The 16,983-nt window shown below is 58.4% G+C and carries 16 protein-coding genes and 4 tRNA genes; 7 read left to right on the top strand and 13 right to left on the bottom strand.

The annotated features are described in order from the left end of the window. Positions 1-31 precede the first annotated feature (31 nt). Together yigI and rarD are read left to right on the top strand one after the other, a co-directional pair. Entirely contained in the window at positions 32-496 is a 465-nt protein-coding gene (gene yigI, locus MKR05_RS24965) for an acyl-CoA thioesterase YigI (RefSeq protein WP_002883404.1), read from the top strand. 48 nt (positions 497-544) lie between these two features. After that, positions 545-1,441: an EamA family transporter RarD gene (rarD, locus tag MKR05_RS24960; RefSeq protein ID WP_064155690.1), complete on the top strand. Its 897-nt coding sequence runs from the start codon at positions 545-547 to the stop codon at positions 1,439-1,441. Between the two features lie 84 nt (positions 1,442-1,525). Here the strand turns inward: rarD and corA are convergent, their stop codons facing one another. The 8 genes from corA to lptM form a co-directional block, all read right to left on the bottom strand. Further along, positions 1,526-2,476, bottom strand: a complete 951-nt coding sequence (gene corA / locus MKR05_RS24955) for a magnesium/cobalt transporter CorA (protein WP_002883400.1) — start codon at positions 2,474-2,476, stop codon at positions 1,526-1,528. Positions 2,477-2,626: 150 nt separating this feature from the next. After that, positions 2,627-2,683, bottom strand: a complete 57-nt coding sequence (gene ysgD / locus MKR05_RS27095; protein WP_349815745.1) for a YsgD/CorL family protein — start codon at positions 2,681-2,683, stop codon at positions 2,627-2,629. A gap of 148 nt (positions 2,684-2,831) precedes the next feature. After that, positions 2,832-4,994, bottom strand: coding sequence for a DNA helicase II (gene uvrD / locus MKR05_RS24950; RefSeq protein WP_101989816.1), 2,163 nt, complete (start codon positions 4,992-4,994; stop codon positions 2,832-2,834). Positions 4,995-5,057: 63 nt separating this feature from the next. After that, the gene (yigB, locus tag MKR05_RS24945) at positions 5,058-5,774 is read right to left on the bottom strand and encodes a 5-amino-6-(5-phospho-D-ribitylamino)uracil phosphatase YigB (RefSeq protein WP_023291569.1); all 717 of its coding nucleotides are present in this window, start codon (positions 5,772-5,774) and stop codon (positions 5,058-5,060) included. Further along, a complete protein-coding gene (gene xerC, locus MKR05_RS24940) occupies positions 5,774-6,676 on the bottom strand; it encodes a tyrosine recombinase XerC (protein ID WP_044521758.1) in 903 nt (300 codons plus the stop codon). The genes yigB and xerC overlap by 1 nt, the downstream gene beginning before the upstream one ends. Further along, on the bottom strand, positions 6,673-7,380 hold the full coding sequence (locus MKR05_RS24935; RefSeq protein WP_044521756.1) for a DUF484 domain-containing protein: 708 nt from the start codon (positions 7,378-7,380) through the stop codon (positions 6,673-6,675). Before MKR05_RS24935 ends, xerC begins: the two co-directional genes overlap by 4 nt. Next, positions 7,377-8,201 carry a diaminopimelate epimerase gene (gene dapF / locus MKR05_RS24930; protein ID WP_002883394.1) on the bottom strand — a complete coding sequence of 275 codons (825 nt, stop codon included), beginning with the start codon at positions 8,199-8,201 and terminating at the stop codon, positions 7,377-7,379. Before dapF ends, MKR05_RS24935 begins: the two co-directional genes overlap by 4 nt. A 35-nt stretch (positions 8,202-8,236) precedes the next feature. Beyond that, positions 8,237-8,440, bottom strand: coding sequence for an LPS translocon maturation chaperone LptM (gene lptM, locus MKR05_RS24925; RefSeq protein WP_004886794.1), 204 nt, complete (start codon positions 8,438-8,440; stop codon positions 8,237-8,239). A gap of 138 nt (positions 8,441-8,578) precedes the next feature. Here lptM and cyaY point away from each other — a divergent pair, with 138 nt between their 5' ends. Next, on the top strand, positions 8,579-8,899 hold the full coding sequence (cyaY, locus tag MKR05_RS24920) for an iron donor protein CyaY (protein ID WP_004886799.1): 321 nt from the start codon (positions 8,579-8,581) through the stop codon (positions 8,897-8,899). Positions 8,900-9,047: 148 nt separating this feature from the next. On the opposite strand, the gene cyaA is transcribed toward cyaY, so the two are convergent. Continuing rightward, positions 9,048-11,600 (bottom strand): class I adenylate cyclase, encoded by a 2,553-nt coding sequence (cyaA, locus tag MKR05_RS24915; protein WP_002883383.1) that lies wholly within the window; start codon positions 11,598-11,600, stop codon positions 9,048-9,050. A gap of 358 nt (positions 11,601-11,958) precedes the next feature. Here cyaA and hemC point away from each other — a divergent pair, with 358 nt between their 5' ends. Genes hemC through hemY form a run of 4 tightly spaced genes read left to right on the top strand, consistent with a single transcriptional unit; the run spans position 11,959 to position 16,040 of the window. Next, entirely contained in the window at positions 11,959-12,900 is a 942-nt protein-coding gene (gene hemC / locus MKR05_RS24910) for a hydroxymethylbilane synthase (protein ID WP_032454513.1), read from the top strand. After that, entirely contained in the window at positions 12,897-13,637 is a 741-nt protein-coding gene (hemD, locus tag MKR05_RS24905; protein ID WP_023291564.1) for a uroporphyrinogen-III synthase, read from the top strand. Before hemC ends, hemD begins: the two co-directional genes overlap by 4 nt. A gap of 21 nt (positions 13,638-13,658) precedes the next feature. After that, complete coding sequence (gene hemX, locus MKR05_RS24900) at positions 13,659-14,840, top strand: uroporphyrinogen-III C-methyltransferase (RefSeq protein WP_023291563.1); 1,182 nt, start codon at positions 13,659-13,661, stop codon at positions 14,838-14,840. 3 nt (positions 14,841-14,843) lie between these two features. Further along, complete coding sequence (gene hemY, locus MKR05_RS24895; RefSeq protein WP_023291562.1) at positions 14,844-16,040, top strand: protoheme IX biogenesis protein HemY; 1,197 nt, start codon at positions 14,844-14,846, stop codon at positions 16,038-16,040. A gap of 462 nt (positions 16,041-16,502) precedes the next feature. Here hemY and MKR05_RS24890 read toward each other — a convergent pair. From MKR05_RS24890 to MKR05_RS24875, 4 genes are all read right to left on the bottom strand, one after another. After that, positions 16,503-16,579: transfer RNA gene (locus MKR05_RS24890), tRNA-Pro, on the bottom strand. Positions 16,580-16,621: 42 nt separating this feature from the next. Then, a tRNA-Leu gene (locus MKR05_RS24885) sits at positions 16,622-16,708 on the bottom strand. Between the two features lie 23 nt (positions 16,709-16,731). Beyond that, positions 16,732-16,807 (bottom strand) — tRNA-His (locus tag MKR05_RS24880). 55 nt (positions 16,808-16,862) lie between these two features. Continuing rightward, a tRNA-Arg gene (locus MKR05_RS24875) sits at positions 16,863-16,939 on the bottom strand. Between the last annotated feature and the right edge of the window lie 44 nt (positions 16,940-16,983).

The raw sequence follows: 16,983 nt of genomic DNA, 5'->3' as shown, positions 1-16,983 counted from the left end.
CAACATTTTATTAACGAATGGAACCGGTGTTATGTCCGAACTTACTGCCGAAGCAGCTCTGAAACTGGTGGGAGAGATTTTCGTCTATCACATGCCGTTTAACCGCGCCCTCGGCCTCGAACTGGAGCGCTATGAAAAAGCGTTTGCCCAGCTCAGCTTTAATAATCAGCCGATGATGGTCGGCAACTGGGCGCAAAGCATTCTGCATGGCGGAGTGATCGCCTCCGCGCTGGACGTCGCCGCAGGGCTGGTCTGCGTTGGCAGCACCCTTACCCGCCATGACACTATCAACGAAGAAGAGCTGCGCCAGCGGCTTTCCCGCATGGGAACCATCGACCTGCGCGTGGACTACCTGCGTCCGGGCCGCGGCGAACGTTTTACCGCGACCAGCACCCTGCTGCGCGCCGGCAATAAAGTGGCGGTAGCCCGTGTGGAACTGCATAACGAAGCGCAGGTATATATTGCCAGCGCAACAGCGACCTATATGGTGGGTTGATTAGCCAAAATCGAGTAACATCACTCTCTTTGGCAATGGATTTTACCGATGGATGTGAAACAGACGCGGTTGGGGATTATTCTGGCCCTCGCCGCCTACTTTATCTGGGGTATCGCGCCGGCGTACTTCAAACTTATCTACTATGTTCCCGCCGATGAAATTCTGACCCATCGCGTGATCTGGTCTTTCTTCTTCATGGTGGCGCTCATCAGCGTCAGCCGCCAGTGGCCGCAGGTGAAAAAGCTACTGAAGACGCCGCGCAAGATCTTCCTGCTGGCGCTCTCTGCGGTGCTGGTCGGCGGCAACTGGCTGCTGTTCATCTGGGCGGTGAATAACCACCATATGCTGGAAGCCAGTCTCGGCTACTTTATCAACCCGCTGGTGAACATTCTGTTAGGGATGATTTTCCTTGGCGAACGTTTCCGTCGCCTGCAGTGGCTGGCGATGATCCTCGCCTTTTGCGGCGTACTGGTGCAGCTCTGGACCTTTGGTTCGCTGCCGATTATCGGCCTTGGGCTGGCCTTCAGCTTTGCCTTTTATGGTCTGGTGCGCAAGAAAATCGCTGTCGATGCGCAGACCGGCATGCTGGTGGAAACGCTGTGGCTGTTGCCGGTGGCGGCGATTTGGCTGTTCGGCATCACCGACAGCCCCACCAGCCATATGGGGCAGAACCCCTGGTCGCTCAATCTGCTGCTGATGGCGGCGGGCGTGGTGACCACCATCCCTCTGCTGTGCTTCACCGGGGCGGCAACGCGTCTGCGGCTCTCCACGCTGGGCTTTTTCCAGTACATCGGCCCAACGCTGATGTTCCTGCTGGCGGTGACGTTCTACGGCGAAGTGCCGGGCAAGGATAAAATGGTCACCTTTGGCTTTATCTGGGTGGCGCTGGCGATATTCGTGATGGATGCGGTGTATACGCAAAGACGGGGGCGTCGGAGCCAGTAGATTGCCGGATAGCGTCTATGCCCTATCCGGCTTACAAAAGTCCAGCACCCAGGCCGGATAAGCGAAGCGCATCCGGCACAACAACTACAGCCAGTTTTTACGCTTGAAGTAGAGATACGGCGCCAGGCCGGCCAGCATCATAAAGACGATCGCCCCCGGGTAGCCGAAGCTCCAGTGCAGCTCCGGCATAAATTCAAAGTTCATTCCGTAGCTGGAGGCCACCAGAGTTGGCGGCAGGAACACCACCGACACCACCGAGAAGATCTTAATGATGCGGTTCTGTTCGATATTGATAAAGCCCATCGCCGCCTGCATCAGGAAGTTCACCTTCTGGAACAGCGATTCGTTGTGCGGCAGCAGGGATTCGATATCGCGCAGGATCTCCCGCGCCTGCTCCAGCTGGCCCGCCGGCAGGCGCGCCTTACGTACGAGGAAGTTCAGCGCGCGCTGGGTATCCATCAAACAGAGGCGGACCTTCCAGCCGATATCTTCCAGTTCCGCCAGCGTCGACAGCGCTTCGTCGTACTCATCGCCCTGGTGGCCTTCCATAATCACGCGGCTCAGCTTTTCCAGGTCGCTGTAGATGTTTTCTATCTCATCCGCCAGCTGTTCGATTTTGGTCTCGAACAGATCTAACAACAGCTCGTAAGCGTTGCCGTCCACCAGCGTCTGGTTACGCACGCGCATGCGGTAGAGGCGAAAAGCCGGCAGTTCACGCTCGCGCAGCGTAAACAGGCGCCCTTCGCGGATAGTAAACGCCACGGTAGAGTTACCCGCGTGATCGTCGGCATCTTCGAAAAAGAAGAAGGAGTGGATATGTAACCCGTCTTCATCTTCAAAGAAACGTGCGGAGGCTTCGATATCTTCCAGTTCCGGGCGCGTCGCCAGGTTCTGACCCAGTTCCGTCTGCACGCGGCTTCGCTCATCATCGTCAGGCTCGACCAGATCGACCCACACCGAGCTGGCGAGGTGCTTGATCTCATCGGCTTCCAGGCGCGTTAAACGATTGTTTTCCAGTTGAAATGCGCTCAGCATGACCGGGACTCCCAATGCAAAAAAATTATCGGACAGTTCGGTGGGCACACAGAAACAAATTGGGTTTCAGACCATTAAGCCTGACTCAGCGCGACGGGAATGGGGCAGGTCGCTGACAACCGCTAAGGCTATCAGCATAAGAGGATAGCCTTAGGAGTTGTTCCTGAATGACAGGAAGTTGAGCCAGCATCTACTGGGTGTGTCCAAGGCGAATGTCCTCTTAGCGTAATCGTGCGCGCATGTTACGCCAGCGCAAAATCGGCGTCAACACGCAACGGAACGCGAAAGCGCAAATCAGGCGCCTTAACGTATAAAGGTAGCAGAATATTACAAAATAATGATATTTTTCTTAAAGTTACACTTCCTCGAGCCGGGCGTAAGCCGCTACCAGCCATTTGATCCCCTGACCCTGAAAAGCCACCTGCAGCCGGCTGTGCTCGCCGCTGCCTTCGAGGTTGACGATGGTGCCTTCGCCAAACTTCGGATGTCGTACGCGCTGGCCTAATTTGTAGCCGGTATTGCTCTCGGCAATCGGCGCGCCCAGTCGCTGATGGTTTACCGGGCGGCTTACCGTGGCCCGCAGACGCACCTCTTCTACGCACTCCTGCGGCAGTTCTCCAATAAAGCGCGACGGGCGATGGTAAACCTCTTTGCCGTACAGACGGCGGGTTTCCGCGTAGGTCAGCGTCAGCTTCTGCATGGCGCGCGTCACGCCAACGTAGGCCAGACGACGCTCTTCTTCCAGGCGGCCGCCTTCATCAAGGGCCATCTGGCTCGGGAACATCCCCTCTTCGACGCCGACGATGAACACCTGCGGGAACTCCAGCCCTTTCGCCGAGTGCAGGGTCATCAACTGAACCGCGTCCTGCCAGGTGTCCGCCTGCCCTTCGCCCGCTTCCAGCGCGGCGTGGGAGAGGAACGCCTGCAGCGGCATCAGATCTTCATCTTCTTCGTTGTAGCTGAACTGGCGCGTCGCCGTCACCAGCTCCTCTAAGTTTTCAATACGGGTCTGGCCCTTCTCGCCTTTCTCCTGCTCGTACATCGCGCGCAGCCCGGAGTCTTTAATCACCCGATCGGTCTGGACGTGCAGCGGCATATCGGTGGTCTCCTGCGCCAGCGCGTCAATCAGCTCCATAAAGCGCTGCAAGGCGCTGGCGGCGCGACCGGCCAGCGCTTTATCTTTCAGCAGCTCGCGGCTGGCCTGCCACAGCGTCAGCTGACGATCGCGCGACGTCTGGCGCACCACGTCCAGCGTGCGGTCGCCGATGCCGCGGGTCGGCGTATTGACTACGCGCTCAAACGCCGCATCGTCGTTACGGTTGGCGATCAGACGCAGGTACGAGAGCGCATCTTTGATTTCCTGGCGCTCGAAGAAGCGCATGCCGCCATAGATGCGGTACGGCATGATGGCCTGCAGAAGCGCCTCTTCCAGCACGCGCGACTGGGCGTTGCTGCGATAGAGGATGGCGCACTGCTCCAGCGCCCCGCCGTTCTCCTGCCAGGTTTTTATCCGGTTCACCACGAAGCGTGCTTCGTCGAGATCGTTGAAAGCGCAGTACAGCGAGATCGGCTCGCCGTCGGCGCCGTCGGTCCAAAGCTTCTTGCCCAGGCGACCGTTGTTGTTTTCAATCAGGGCGTTGGCGGCGCTGAGGATGTTGCTGGTCGAGCGATAGTTCTGCTCAAGGCGGATGGTTTCCGCACCGGGAAAATCGTTAAGGAAGCGCTGAATGTTCTCGACCTGCGCGCCGCGCCAGCCGTAAATCGACTGATCGTCATCGCCGACGATCATCACCTTGCCGGTATCGCCCGCCAGCAGGCGGATCCAGGCGTATTGAATGTTGTTGGTATCCTGGAATTCGTCGACGAGGATATTGGTGAAACGCTCGCGGTAGTGCTGGAGGATATGCGGCTTATTCAGCCACAGCTCGTGGGCGCGCAGCAGCAGTTCGGCGAAGTCCACCAGCCCGGCGCGATCGCAGGCTTCCTGATAGGCCTGATAGACCTTCTGCCAGGTCTGCTCGACCGGGTTGCCGTAGCTCTGAATATGATGCGGACGCAGCCCTTCATCTTTCTGGCTGTTGATGTACCACATCGCCTGACGCGGCGGCCACTGCTTCTCATCGAGGTTCATCGCCTTAATCAGACGCTTCAGCAGGCGCAACTGGTCTTCGCTATCAAGGATTTGGAAATCCTGCGGCAGGTTGGCGTCCAGATGGTGCGCGCGCAGCAGGCGGTGGGCCAGGCCGTGGAAGGTGCCCACCCACATGCCGCCCTGGGTGGTGCCCATCAGCTGGCCGATACGATGGCGCATCTCTGCCGCCGCTTTGTTGGTAAAGGTCACCGCCATAATAGAATACGGCGAGCAGTTCTCTACGCTCAGCAGCCAGGCGATACGGTGCACCAGAACGCGCGTCTTACCACTGCCCGCCCCTGCCAGCACCAGCATGTTGGTGCGCGAGGCCGCTACGGCTTCACGCTGTTTGTCATTGAGGCTGTCGAGCAGGTAAGAAACGTCCATTGGCACCGCCGGAAGAGAAGGGGTTCCACGAACCCCTGTTAATATATACAGAGTGACTGGTGATTATATCAGCGAGGTCAGAGATGCCAACCGTGAAATTTCAATATGCGGCAGCAGGCGGCTGTCCGCGGTGTGCATCAGGTCCGCGCCTTGCGGTTTGATCCAGCATGCCTGCATGCCACAGCGCAGCGATCCGGCGACGTCAGTGGTCAGGTCATCGCCGACGTGCAGAATATGCCCGAGCGGTAAGTTCAGGCGCTCCGCCGCCAGATGGTACATGTCGGCAAACGGCTTGGAGCGGCCATCCGGCCCGGCGCGCAGCACAAAGCGGAAATAGTCGCTCAGGCCGAACAGCTCTGGTCGGGCGTTGCCGTTGGTAATCGCCACCAGAGGCCACTTCTCCGCCAGCTTCGCCAGCGTATCGTGGGTCTCCTGCGGGACATCGACGCGGCTGCGCCAGTGGGCGAAGTGTTCCATCGCCGCATCGGCCCCCGCTTTCGCCGCGTCGGCGGAGAGGCCGGCGTTACGCATGCCTAACTCCAGCGCACGGTGGCGCCAGACGGTCACGTCGTGATAGATCTCAGGCTCGGATGCCAGCAGCGTCTGGCGCAGCTGATTAAGCTCATGGGCGTCGAACTGGCTGAGCGACGGATGGTAGCTGCGCACAAAAGCCAGCGACTCGTGCATCGTCCGGTCAATTACCGGGCGGTTATCATAAAGGGTATCGTCCAGGTCAAACGTCAGCGCGGAAATCTGGCCCAGAGGTCGGTAAAAACGCATTATTTCCCCCGTTTTGCGCGCGGATGCGCGGCATCGTACACCGAGGCAAGGTGTTGAAAGTCGAGATGGGTATAAATTTGGGTGGTGGAGAGGTTAGCATGACCCAACAGCTCCTGCACACCGCGCAGATCGCCGCTGGACTCCAGCATATGAGTGGCAAAGGAGTGGCGAAGCTTGTGCGGATGCACATGGCTGTTCAGCCCCTGCTTAATGCCCCACTCGGCGAACCGCTTCTGTACGTTGCGCGCCGAAATGCGCTTGCCCAGTTTCGACAAAAACAGCGCGTCGTCGTCGGTACCGAACAGGCCGCGTAAATCCAGCCAGTGCTCAATCCACATCACGGCGTTGCGACCGATCGGCAAACGGCGCTCTTTGCTGCCTTTGCCCATCACCCAGACCTCGCCGCTTTCGAGATCGAGATGTTTGATATCAAGGTTGACCAGCTCGGATAAACGCAGCCCCGCGCCGTACATCACCTCCAGCATCGCCCGGTCGCGCACCGCCAGCGGATCGTTGAGATCGATATCCAGCAGCCGATTGACGTCATCGACATCGATATTTTTCGGCAGGTGACGGGGAATTTTCGGCGCGGCGATCCCTTTCGCCGGGTTGGCGCTGAGCTCGCCCTGGCCGACCAGCCAGTCGAAGAAACTGCGCAGCGCCGACAGGCGAAGCGCCAGGCTCGCCGGGCCTAACCCCGCGCGGCGACTGCGCACCGCAAAGCTTCGCACCTGAGCGGCATCGCACTGTGACCAGCTTTTCAGACCCGCCTCATCCGCCAGGGCGATCAGCGCGTCCAGCTGTCGCTGGTAATTCAGTAACGTGATCGGGCTGAGCTGGCGTTCAACGCCCAGGTGGCGCAGAAAGCGGGAGACGGCGGAGAAGAGAGGAGAATCGGTCATGCGCGTTCAATCCAGCGCTCCAGCAGGCCGGGCAGCATCTGGGCAATCTCCTGCAGCAGCTGCGTCCCCTGTCCTGGCTGATAATGCTGCGCATCGCGGCTGCTAAAGAGCATCACGCCGGGGGCATTATCGCCGCCCAGCAGCGACATCGCCACTGACCCAATGGCTTTCGCCTCCGGCAGCACCACCAACAGCTCCGGACCGTTGAGCGGCCCAAGGTAGTGGCGCGCCTGGCCCAGACGTTGAATACGGATCGGCTCAAACGCCTGCCGGCTTAACGCCAGATGGGTAAACTTCGAAGGCGCGCCGAGGCGCCAGCTGTCAGGGAACAGGCGCACCGTGGCGCCCGCCAGCCCCAGCTCGCGCGCCCAGCGGTGAAGGCGGTTGAGCATATCGTCGAGGCTCTCCGCCGCCGCCAGCCGCGTTTGCAGCTGCAGCAGGCGCTGGAACAGGCTTTCATTGGCGACCGCCTGCTCCATCAGCAGCGACATATTCTCTTCCAGCACATGAATATGGTTACGCGCCCGCATCATATGCCACTCCACCAGCGAAATCGTACCGCGTACCGGATGCGGGACGCGGAGGTGTTCGACCTGGGCGGCATTACGAATAAAAAATTCAGGATGTTGCAACAGATAGTCCACCACGGCGCGATCGTTCAATGCGCTGGCGACCTCCTGTTGTTCTTCCCCGATTGGTTTCATAAATGAATAAATCCATCATAGACATGGGCCGCCGGGCCGGTCATAAACAGCGGCTGGCCCGGGCCTTTCCAGGCGATATCAAGACGACCGCCGGGTAATTCCACACGTACCGTTTCAGCGAGCAGCCCCTGCTGGATCCCCACCGCCACCGCGGCGCAGGCGCCGCTGCCGCAGGCCTGAGTTTCCCCGGCGCCGCGTTCGTAGACGCGCAGACGGATATGGGACCGGCCGACCACCTGCATAAAGCCGATATTGGCGCGCTCCGGAAAACGCTCATGGCTTTCCATTACCGGGCCGAGGGTTTCCACCGCCGCCGTATCCACATCATCCACCTGGATAACGCAGTGCGGGTTCCCCATGGATACCACGCCGCACAATACTGTCTGCTCGGCGGCACGCATGATATAGGTCTTTTCCGCTTTGTTGGCGCGGAACGGCACCTGGGAGGGCTCGAAGTTGGGCTCGCCCATGTTCACCCGCACCAGATCGTCTTCCGTTACGCTTAATACCATACGGCCGTTGGCCGTACTCACGCGGATGTCACGTTTATTGGTCAGGCCTTTCAGCCGGACGAAGCGTGCGAAACAGCGCGCACCGTTGCCGCACTGCGACACTTCGCTGCCGTCGGCATTAAAGATCCGGTAATGGAAATCCAGATCCGGATCGTAGGGCGGCTCCACCACTAACAGCTGATCGAACCCGACGCCAAGGTGGCGATCCGCCAGGCGGCGAATCAGCTCCGGCGAGAAAAAAACATTCTGCGTTACCGCGTCAACGACCATAAAATCGTTGCCAAGGCCATGCATTTTAGAGAACTGCATCATCTACTCCAGTTGCGCGGAACAGAACGTTATCGTTAGTAATTGACCTGGCTCGGACCACCGGTATCGCCACGATCGTTACGATCCGGCGTTGAGCTCTGAATGCCCGGGTTAACCGGTTTGGTCGGCGGCGGCGCAGTTTTGTCAGCCGGCGGGAAATAGAGAGGCCCTTTCAAACCGCAGCCGGTCAGGCTGAAGATCGCAAACAAAACGGCAAGCGTAGGAAAAACGTTTTTCATTGATAGTTGCCCGTGATTCATTCTTTCTGCTTTCTATCATCGCAGGAGAAGGCGTAAAAGCAAGCCTTTAGCATCTGACTGCGCGCGCTTTTGTTTCGCGCTATACTGCCGCCAATCTCAAAAATGCGGGACAGAATCATGAATGACAGTGAATTTCATCGCCTTGCCGACAGCCTGTGGATGACCATCGAAGAACGCCTGGACGACTGGGACGGCGATAGCGACATCGACTGCGAAATCAACGGCGGCGTGTTGACCATCAGCTTTGAAAACGGCAGCAAAATCATTATTAACCGTCAGGAGCCGCTGCACCAGGTATGGCTGGCCACCAAACAGGGCGGCTACCATTTCGATCTCAAAGGCGACGAGTGGATCTGCGATCGCAGCGGCGAGACCTTCTGGGATCTGCTGGAGCAGGCGGCAAGTCAGCAGGCCGGTGAGACGGTGAGATTCCGTTAATGACGCGTTTCCCGGATGGCGGCGCATCGCGCCTTATCCGGGCTACCCGACGGCTCAGGTAGTCCCCAGGCCCGTACCGCCGGACGACGAACGCAGGCACGGAGCCGCGACGCCTGACCCGGCCTGGGAAAGCGCGCCCCGATAAGCGTTACGAGTAGCGCTGCTGCAGCACCGGCGAGGCGGTAACGTCCTGGCTGGTGGGTATCGCGGCGGCAATCGCCTGAGTGCGGAAAGGGATCACCTGGGTGCGCCCGTCCACCTCGACAATCTGATAGAACTGCGGCAGGTTGAAGTTGATAAAGCTGGAGCCGTAGGTAAAACGATCGTGCGATGACGAATAGAAGCGGCTGACGTCGCGCACCAGCTCCTCTTTGCTGCCCTCGCAGTGGTGATACACCTCAGCGCGGTTGCTCTCATCGAGAATATAGATGTTAAAGCCGCTGTCGTTGTTATCCGCGTCTTCAAAGAAGAACTGAATAATCCCTTCGCTGGCGAAGCCGTCCACCACCGCCGGCAGCTTAACGTGATTGGTTTCCACCTGCACCGACAGGCCGTGGAGCTTGTTGTGCGAGATAGCGCCGTAGAATTCAATGGCGTTTTCCAGCTTCTGCACCGAAACATTGAGACGCTCGAAGAACAGCCCCCAGGTCTGGCCGGAGACGCGCAGCGCTTTAAAGCGCCCGGTATCCTGGCGGGTACTGGAGAGACGCAGTTCGATGCACTCGGAGATCATCTGCTGTACGCGGGTACGGATCAGGCCGCGCAGATGTTGGCTATAGCAGAACACCTCCACGCTGTCCGGCGGCGCGGCGTCCTGATGCATTTTACCGAGGATCGTTTTCAGCGCTTCGATCATCGCCTGCTCGCCGTTGAAATGCAGGGTACGCACTTCGTTCCACGAGTTGCGATACAGCAGGTCGACGCTGCCGATCAGGCATTTTTGCTCTTCGCCGAAGCTGAAAACATCAAGCTTACGGAAATCAAAGTGCACCACCTGATTGCGGAAGGCCGCCGTCGGGTCATATTCGAGGTTGACGATAATCGCCAGGTGGCGAATTTCGCATGGGCTGTATAGCGCTTTTGGCGTCGGCGCCGGCAGGCGCAGCGGGAAGTGGTGCGACACGTCGGCCACCATCTCCTGCAGCTTCGCCAGATCGACGATGCCGTTGCCCTTAATAAACAGGCGGGTGCGTGAGGTCAGCAGGCCGTTAAACCAGGCCCAGGCCACCAGCTTATTAAGATAACGGTTATATTCCAGCGGCTGATGGCTGATGATCGATTCCATATCCGGCGCGCGGTTGTACAGATACCAACCGGTACGGTTGGCGCGACCCGGCGGCACGTGGATAAAGGTCAGATTCGGTTCCGACAGGTCCGGCGAAATTTGCGGGTTCACCAGCGTCACTTTGCCCGGCAGCGCTTCAAAAGCCGCATACAGCTTACGCGTCAGCACGCCAATATCCTGCGGACTGGCGGAGACGCTGAGGTTATTGCGCCGCGCGAAGCGGATCAGATTACGATAGCTCTGCATCATCGCATCGAGCAGTTCGTTGTGCGCCTTGCGCACTTCATCAATTTTCCAGTTCGCGCGGTTGTCGAGCATCATCAGACGCTTTTCATCCCAGCCCCACGCGTTGACCAGCTGGCTGACGACTTCGCGACGCCAGCCAACGCAGGCGCGTTCGCGGCTGAGTTTTTCACACACTTTCAGATAGAAGCAGCGGCGCACCAGGTCGAGACGGGTTTCATCTTCGATGGCCTGCAGGTAGGTGGTGACGCGCTCCAGCATCATGCAGTACGGGTCGAGGCCGAAGGAGACGATCTCGCCATCGTGCAGGCGCTGTTTGATATCTTTCGCCAGCAGGCGGTTATTGGGGTATTCCCAGGAATAGGCTTCCAGCAGCAGCGTTTTCAGCACCGCTTTATAGGGGGAGTCAATACTCTTATACAGCTGCCACAGGCTGGCGCCGAAGTACTCTTCCGCCGACAGCGAACTGAGGCCGCCGAGATCGAGCCACTCGTTTGGCGTCAGCACGCCCTGGGCATACAGCCCCATGACGTAATCGTCGTAATGCTCTTCTTCATCGCACGGCACCATATTCCACAGAATACGCTTGCCGGCGAGACGGACCGCGGTGCGGTAGAACTCATCGAGCAGTAAAATATGCTGGGTCGAACCGCAGTCTTCGCCGCCGAGGCTGCCGCTTTCGTTATGGCGGAAACGGTTTTCGTCGATCAGGAAGAAGCTGACTTCCACACCGAGCGAGGCCGCCCAGCTCTCAAGCAGGCTGCATTTTCGCTGCAGCAGCTGGCGCTCTTCGCTATCCAGCCAGGCCTGGTGACATACCCAGATGTCCAGATCGGAAGAACAGCTCTGGCCGACGGAGGAGGTACTGCCCATCGAGTAGACGCCGGTGATCGGCAGCTCGCCTTTCGGCGGCTCCTGGGTCTGCATGCCGCGATGCAGTTCCAGTTCTTCAAGATAGTGGCGTTGGGTTTCATCAGGCGTGTAGAGGCAAATGCCACGGGGAACGTTACCGTCAAGGTAACCCGGCATCAGCGGGTGATGATAATGTAATAACGTTGGCAGTAGACTGTAAACCTGCTGGAAAGCGGGTCCCATGGCAGCAAGCGCGCGATCCACGCGCAGTTGGTTGATGGCATCCAGTCTCTGTTTCAGTGTCTCAATATAGAGGTACAAGACATATCGCCTGATGTTCAAAAACCCGAGGTACAATAGTACGGAGGATTTCAGTATTTCAACAAAAACCGTCACCATTCGTCGTCGGTGTGGTTGTGAAGAGCAGCGGACAGACAAATGGTTTAAAACGTGATCAATTTAACACCTTGCTCATTGACCGTAAAGAAAGATGCGCTACATACAAGTGTAGCACCGTTTATTACCTGTAAATTCCTCACTACGCCTCCGGCAACCGCCCACGCGCATGAAAGGTTAAAAAAGAGTGGGCCGGAGCTATCTCCCACATAAACCGTGAAAACTAACATCCGTAAGACAACAATGTTAGGATGGTTAGTGGTCGACAATGACGGTAACAAGCATGTTAGACAAAGTTTTGAAAATTGCCACACGGCAAAGCCCGCTTGCGCTATGGCAGGCGCAATATGTTAAAGCGCGCCTGGAACAAGCGCATCCCGGACTGAAGGTCGAGCTGGTGCCGATGGTCACTCGCGGGGATGTCATCCTTGATACTCCCCTGGCAAAGGTGGGTGGCAAGGGCTTATTTGTGAAAGAGTTAGAGCTTGCCATGCTCGAAGGACGCGCCGATATCGCCGTTCATTCGATGAAAGATGTGCCGGTGGAATTCCCGGAGGGGCTGGGGCTGGTGACTATCTGCGAGCGCGACGATCCGCGCGACGCGTTTGTCTCCAATCGCTATGCCTCGATTGATGAACTCCCGGCCGGCAGCGTCGTTGGCACGTCAAGTTTACGCCGTCAGTGCCAGCTGGCCGCCACCCGTCCGGATCTGGTGATCCGCTCTCTGCGCGGTAACGTCGGTACCCGACTGAGTAAGCTGGATAACGGCGAGTATGACGCCATCATCCTCGCCGCCGCCGGCCTGAAGCGCCTGCAGCTCGAGGCGCGAATTCGCCAGCCGCTGTCGCCTGAGCAATCTCTGCCGGCGGTCGGCCAGGGCGCGGTGGGCATCGAATGCCGTCTCGACGATGCATGGACCCAGGGGCTGTTAGCGCCTCTCAACCATACGGAAACGGCAGTGCGCGTGCGCGCCGAGCGGGCGATGAACACGCGTCTCGAAGGCGGCTGTCAGGTGCCGATTGGTAGCTATGCGGAACTGAAAGACGGTGAATTGTGGCTGCGGGCGCTGGTTGGCGCCCCGGATGGTTCGCAGATGGTACGCGGCGAACGGCGCGGGCCAGCAGAGCAGGCCGAAGCGCTTGGCATCTCGCTGGCGGAAGAGCTCCTGGATAACGGCGCCCGCGATATTCTCGCGGCAGTTTATGATGGAGAAGCCCCACGATGAGCATCCTGGTCACTCGTCCACTACCGCAAGGAGAAGCGCTGGTCAGCCGTCTGCGGGCCATGGGACGCGTGGCCTGGAGCTTTCCGCTGATAGAATTTACGCCCGGTCGGGAGCTTCCCGCGCTGGGCGACGCGCTTGCCCGCCTGGGGCCTGACGATCTGCTGTTCGCGCTGTCCCAGCATGCGGTGGAGTTCGCCCATGCCCGTCTGCAGCAACAGGGTATGCCCTGGCCCACTTCCCCGCGTTATTTTGCCATTGGCCGCACGACGGCGCTGGCCCTGCATACGGTCAGCGGGCAGCACATCCATTACCCGTTAGATCGGGAAATTAGCGAAGTCTTGCTACAATTACCTGAATTACAAAACATTGCCGGGAAGAATGCGCTGATCTTACGCGGCAATGGTGGGCGGGAACTCTTAGGCGCGACGCTGACCGAGCGCGGCGCCAGGGTCACATTTTGTGAATGTTATCAACGTAGTGCAAAGCATTACGATGGCGCAGAAGAAGCGATGCGCTGGCAATCTCGCGGGGTCACCACGCTGGTGGTCACCAGCGGCGAGATGCTGCAGCAGCTATGGTCGTTAATACCGCAATGGTATCGCGAACGGTGGCTCCTGCACTGCCGCGTTGTCGTTGTCAGCGAACGTCTGGCCCTTCAGGCCCGGGAGCTGGGCTGGCAGGAGATTCAGGTTGCCGATAGCGCCGACAACGATGCGCTGCTACGCGCATTACAATAACTCTCAACATTGGAAGCCATAATGACGGAACAACAAAATCAATCCGCCGTGGTTGAAGAGACCAGGGAGGCCGTGGAGACCACACCACAGCCAGAGAACACTGATAAGAAGAAGGCTGGCAACAAAACCAGCCTGGCGCTCAGCGCGATCGCTATCGCCATTGCGATAGCCGCCGGTATCGGCCTGTATGGCCTGAACAAACAGCAGGCCTCGCGTCAAAACGAAACCACCTCTGAATTATCAAGCCAGGTCGCGGCGCTGCAAAAAGCGCAGGAAAGCCAAAAAAGCGAACTGGAAGGCATTATCAAACAGCAGGCCGAGCAGCTAAACGAAGCCAAACATCAGCAGGAGACGCTGGCCAAACAGCTGGACGAAGTCCAGCAAAAAGTGGCGGTCATTTCCGGTAGCGACGCCAAAACCTGGCTGCTGGCCCAGGCCGACTTCCTCGTCAAGCTGGCGGGACGTAAGCTGTGGAGCGATCAGGATGTCACCACCGCCGCCGCGCTGCTGAAAAGCGCCGACGCCAGCCTCGCCGACATGAATGACCCAAGCCTGATCGGCGCCCGCCGGGCGATCACCGACGATATCGCCACCCTCTCCGCGGTGAACCAGGTCGACTACGACGGCATGATCCTCAAGGTTAATCAGCTGGCGAACCAAATCGATAACCTGCGGCTGGCGGATAATAACGATGACGATTCGCCGATGGATTCTGATAGCGATGAGCTCTCCAGCTCCATCAGCGAATGGCGCGTCAATCTGCAGAAAAGCTGGCAGAATTTTATGGACAGTTTTATCACCGTGCGCCGCCGCGATGAAACGGCGGTCCCGCTGCTGGCGCCGAATCAGGATATCTATCTGCGGGAAAATATTCGCTCTCGCCTGCTGGTCGCCGCGCAGGCAGTGCCGCGCCATCAGGAAGAGACCTGGAAACAGTCGCTGGATAACGTCTCGACCTGGGTACGCGCCTATTACGATACCGATGACGCCACCACTAAAGCCTTCCTTGAAGAGGTGGATAAGCTCAGTCAGCAAAGCATTACCATGACGGTGCCGGAAACGCTGCAGAGCCAGGCGTTGCTGGAAAAACTGATGCAGACCCGGGTGCGTAATCTGATGGCGCAGCCTGCCGTTTCCGCAGGCGGCGCGCCCTCGCCTGCACCTGCAGCACCGGCCGCCCCCGCTGCGCCGCAAGGAGAGTAACGCATGCTGAAAATTCTTTTACTCTTCGCACTGTTGATCGCCGGGATCGTGCTTGGCCCGATGATCGCCGGGCATCAGGGCTACGTCCTGATCCAGACCGATAATTACAATATCGAGACCAGCGTGACCGGGCTGGTGATCATCCTGATCCTCGCCATGGTGGTGCTGTTCGCCATTGAATGGCTGCTGCGCCGTATTTTCCGCACCGGGGCGCATACGCGCGGCTGGTTTGTCGGCCGTAAACGCCGTCGCGCGCGTAAGCAAACCGAGCAGGCGCTGCTTAAGCTGGCGGAAGGTGATTACCAGCAGGTTGAGAAGCTGATGGCGAAAAACGCCGATCACGCCGAACAGCCGGTGGTGAACTATCTGCTGGCGGCGGAAGCGGCCCAGCAGCGCGGCGATGAAGCGCGGGCTAACCAGCATCTGGAGCGCGCCACCGACCTGGCGGGCGATGACCTGATCCCGGTGGAAATCACCCGCGTTCGCCTGCAGCTGGCGCGCAATGAAAATCACGCCGCGCGCCATGGCATCGATAAGCTACTGGAAATCACCCCGCGTCATCCGGAAGTGCTGCGCCTCGCCGAACAGGCTTATACCCGTACCGGCGCCTGGCAGTCGCTGCTGGATATCATTCCGTCGATGGCGAAAGCTAACGTCGGCGATGAAGAGCACCGCGCCGCGCTGGAACAGCTGGCATGGGTTGGCCTGATGGACAAAGCGCTGGCCGACGGCGGCAGCGAGGGGCTGCGCGAATGGTGGCGCAACCAGAGCCGTAAAACGCGGGCGCTGGTGCCGCTGCAGGTGGCGATGGCCGAACGCCTCATCGAGAGCGACGATCACGATACCGCGCAGCAAATTATTATTGATGGTCTGAAGAAACAGTATGACGACCGTCTGGTGATGCCGATCCCGCGCCTGAAGACCAATAACCCGGAACAGCTGGAGAAAGTACTGCGCCAGCAGATCAAAGCCGTTGGCGATCGTCCGCTGCTGTGGAGCACCCTGGGCCAGTCGCTGATGCGGCACGGCGAATGGCAGGAGGCCAGCATCGCCTTCCGCGCCGCGCTTAAGCAGCGTCCGGATGCCTTTGATTACGCCTGGCTGGCGGATGCTCTGGATCGTCTCCATCAACCTGAGGAAGCGGCTACCATGCGCCGCGATGGTCTGCTGCTGACGCTGCAGAATAACCCTCAGCAATAACCTCACCTGGCTGTCGCCTCCTGCGGGGCGATAGCCCTTCTCCCCCGCCTTCCCGTTGACGCTCCCCCTGAAAGAAAAAAACGCCTGCGCTGAAATCAGGGCAGGCGTTAAAACAGGTCTGTTTGACAACAAATTGGGTGCTTCACTCAACGTAATGTCCATGGTGTTTGATGAGGCATAAATGCGACATCTGTCAGTGGACGATAAGCACCGTAAGAACGGCTCTGCATCATTCCGGAGTTTATGAGGCACAAAGGCGAACATAAGAGATGGAATGAGCATCTACCCGATTATTATCGCACAGGATCCAGGGAAATTGCATCTACCACAGTGATGAATTGAGAGTTTTCCTGACGCGTATTCTTAAGCAAAGAGAAGATTTTTTATCAGCAAGATCAGGGAAATAAGTCATGGCAGGAAGTCACAGAAAACAAAAAACCCCGCCGAAGCGGGGTTCAAAATTGGTCGGCGAGAGAGGATTCGAACCTCCGACCCACTGGTCCCAAACCAGTTGCGCTACCAAGCTGCGCTACTCGCCGAAATACTGCTTTTTGAATTTTTAGTTCAATTCGTTAAAGTCGTGGTGCGAGGGGGGGGACTTGAACCCCCACGTCCGTAAGAACACTAACACCTGAAGCTAGCGCGTCTACCAATTCCGCCACCTTCGCAGATTCACAACTCTATCAAATAATGGGGTGGCTAATGGGATTCGAACCCACGACAACTGGAATCACAATCCAGGGCTCTACCAACTGAGCTATAGCCACCACTGCAAACCTTTTACGCGGTATTAAAACCACCGCAGCTCCAGCACCGGGTTAATGGTGCGCCCGACAGGATTCGAACCTGAGACCTCTGCCTCCGGAGGGCAGCGCTCTATCCAGCTGAGCTACGGGCGCTTAGCGCCGTTGCGGGGTCGGATAATACGGACTTCCTCCCCCGC

This window comes from Klebsiella sp. K5-204, from assembly GCF_030128585.1.
GTDB classification, from domain to species: Bacteria; Pseudomonadota; Gammaproteobacteria; order Enterobacterales; family Enterobacteriaceae; genus Klebsiella; species Klebsiella quasipneumoniae.
This window is presented reverse-complemented; position numbering and strand designations above follow the sequence as displayed.

Bases quoted from the DNA above. Each gene is read 5' to 3' on its own strand.
- uvrD (WP_101989816.1), bottom strand. From the start codon at position 4,994: ATGGACGTTTCTTACCTGCTCGACAGCCTCAATGACAAACAGCGTGAA.
- MKR05_RS24935 (WP_044521756.1), bottom strand. From the start codon at position 7,380: ATGAAACCAATCGGGGAAGAACAACAGGAGGTCGCCAGCGCATTGAAC.
- hemX (WP_023291563.1), top strand. From the start codon at position 13,659: ATGACGGAACAACAAAATCAATCCGCCGTGGTTGAAGAGACCAGGGAG.
- xerC (WP_044521758.1), bottom strand. From the start codon at position 6,676: ATGACCGATTCTCCTCTCTTCTCCGCCGTCTCCCGCTTTCTGCGCCAC.
- hemD (WP_023291564.1), top strand. From the start codon at position 12,897: ATGAGCATCCTGGTCACTCGTCCACTACCGCAAGGAGAAGCGCTGGTC.
- lptM (WP_004886794.1), bottom strand. From the start codon at position 8,440: ATGAAAAACGTTTTTCCTACGCTTGCCGTTTTGTTTGCGATCTTCAGC.
- corA (WP_002883400.1), bottom strand. From the start codon at position 2,476: ATGCTGAGCGCATTTCAACTGGAAAACAATCGTTTAACGCGCCTGGAA.
- hemC (WP_032454513.1), top strand. From the start codon at position 11,959: ATGTTAGACAAAGTTTTGAAAATTGCCACACGGCAAAGCCCGCTTGCG.
- hemY (WP_023291562.1), top strand. From the start codon at position 14,844: ATGCTGAAAATTCTTTTACTCTTCGCACTGTTGATCGCCGGGATCGTG.
- dapF (WP_002883394.1), bottom strand. From the start codon at position 8,201: ATGCAGTTCTCTAAAATGCATGGCCTTGGCAACGATTTTATGGTCGTT.
- yigI (WP_002883404.1), top strand. From the start codon at position 32: ATGTCCGAACTTACTGCCGAAGCAGCTCTGAAACTGGTGGGAGAGATT.
- cyaY (WP_004886799.1), top strand. From the start codon at position 8,579: ATGAATGACAGTGAATTTCATCGCCTTGCCGACAGCCTGTGGATGACC.
- rarD (WP_064155690.1), top strand. From the start codon at position 545: ATGGATGTGAAACAGACGCGGTTGGGGATTATTCTGGCCCTCGCCGCC.
- yigB (WP_023291569.1), bottom strand. From the start codon at position 5,774: ATGCGTTTTTACCGACCTCTGGGCCAGATTTCCGCGCTGACGTTTGAC.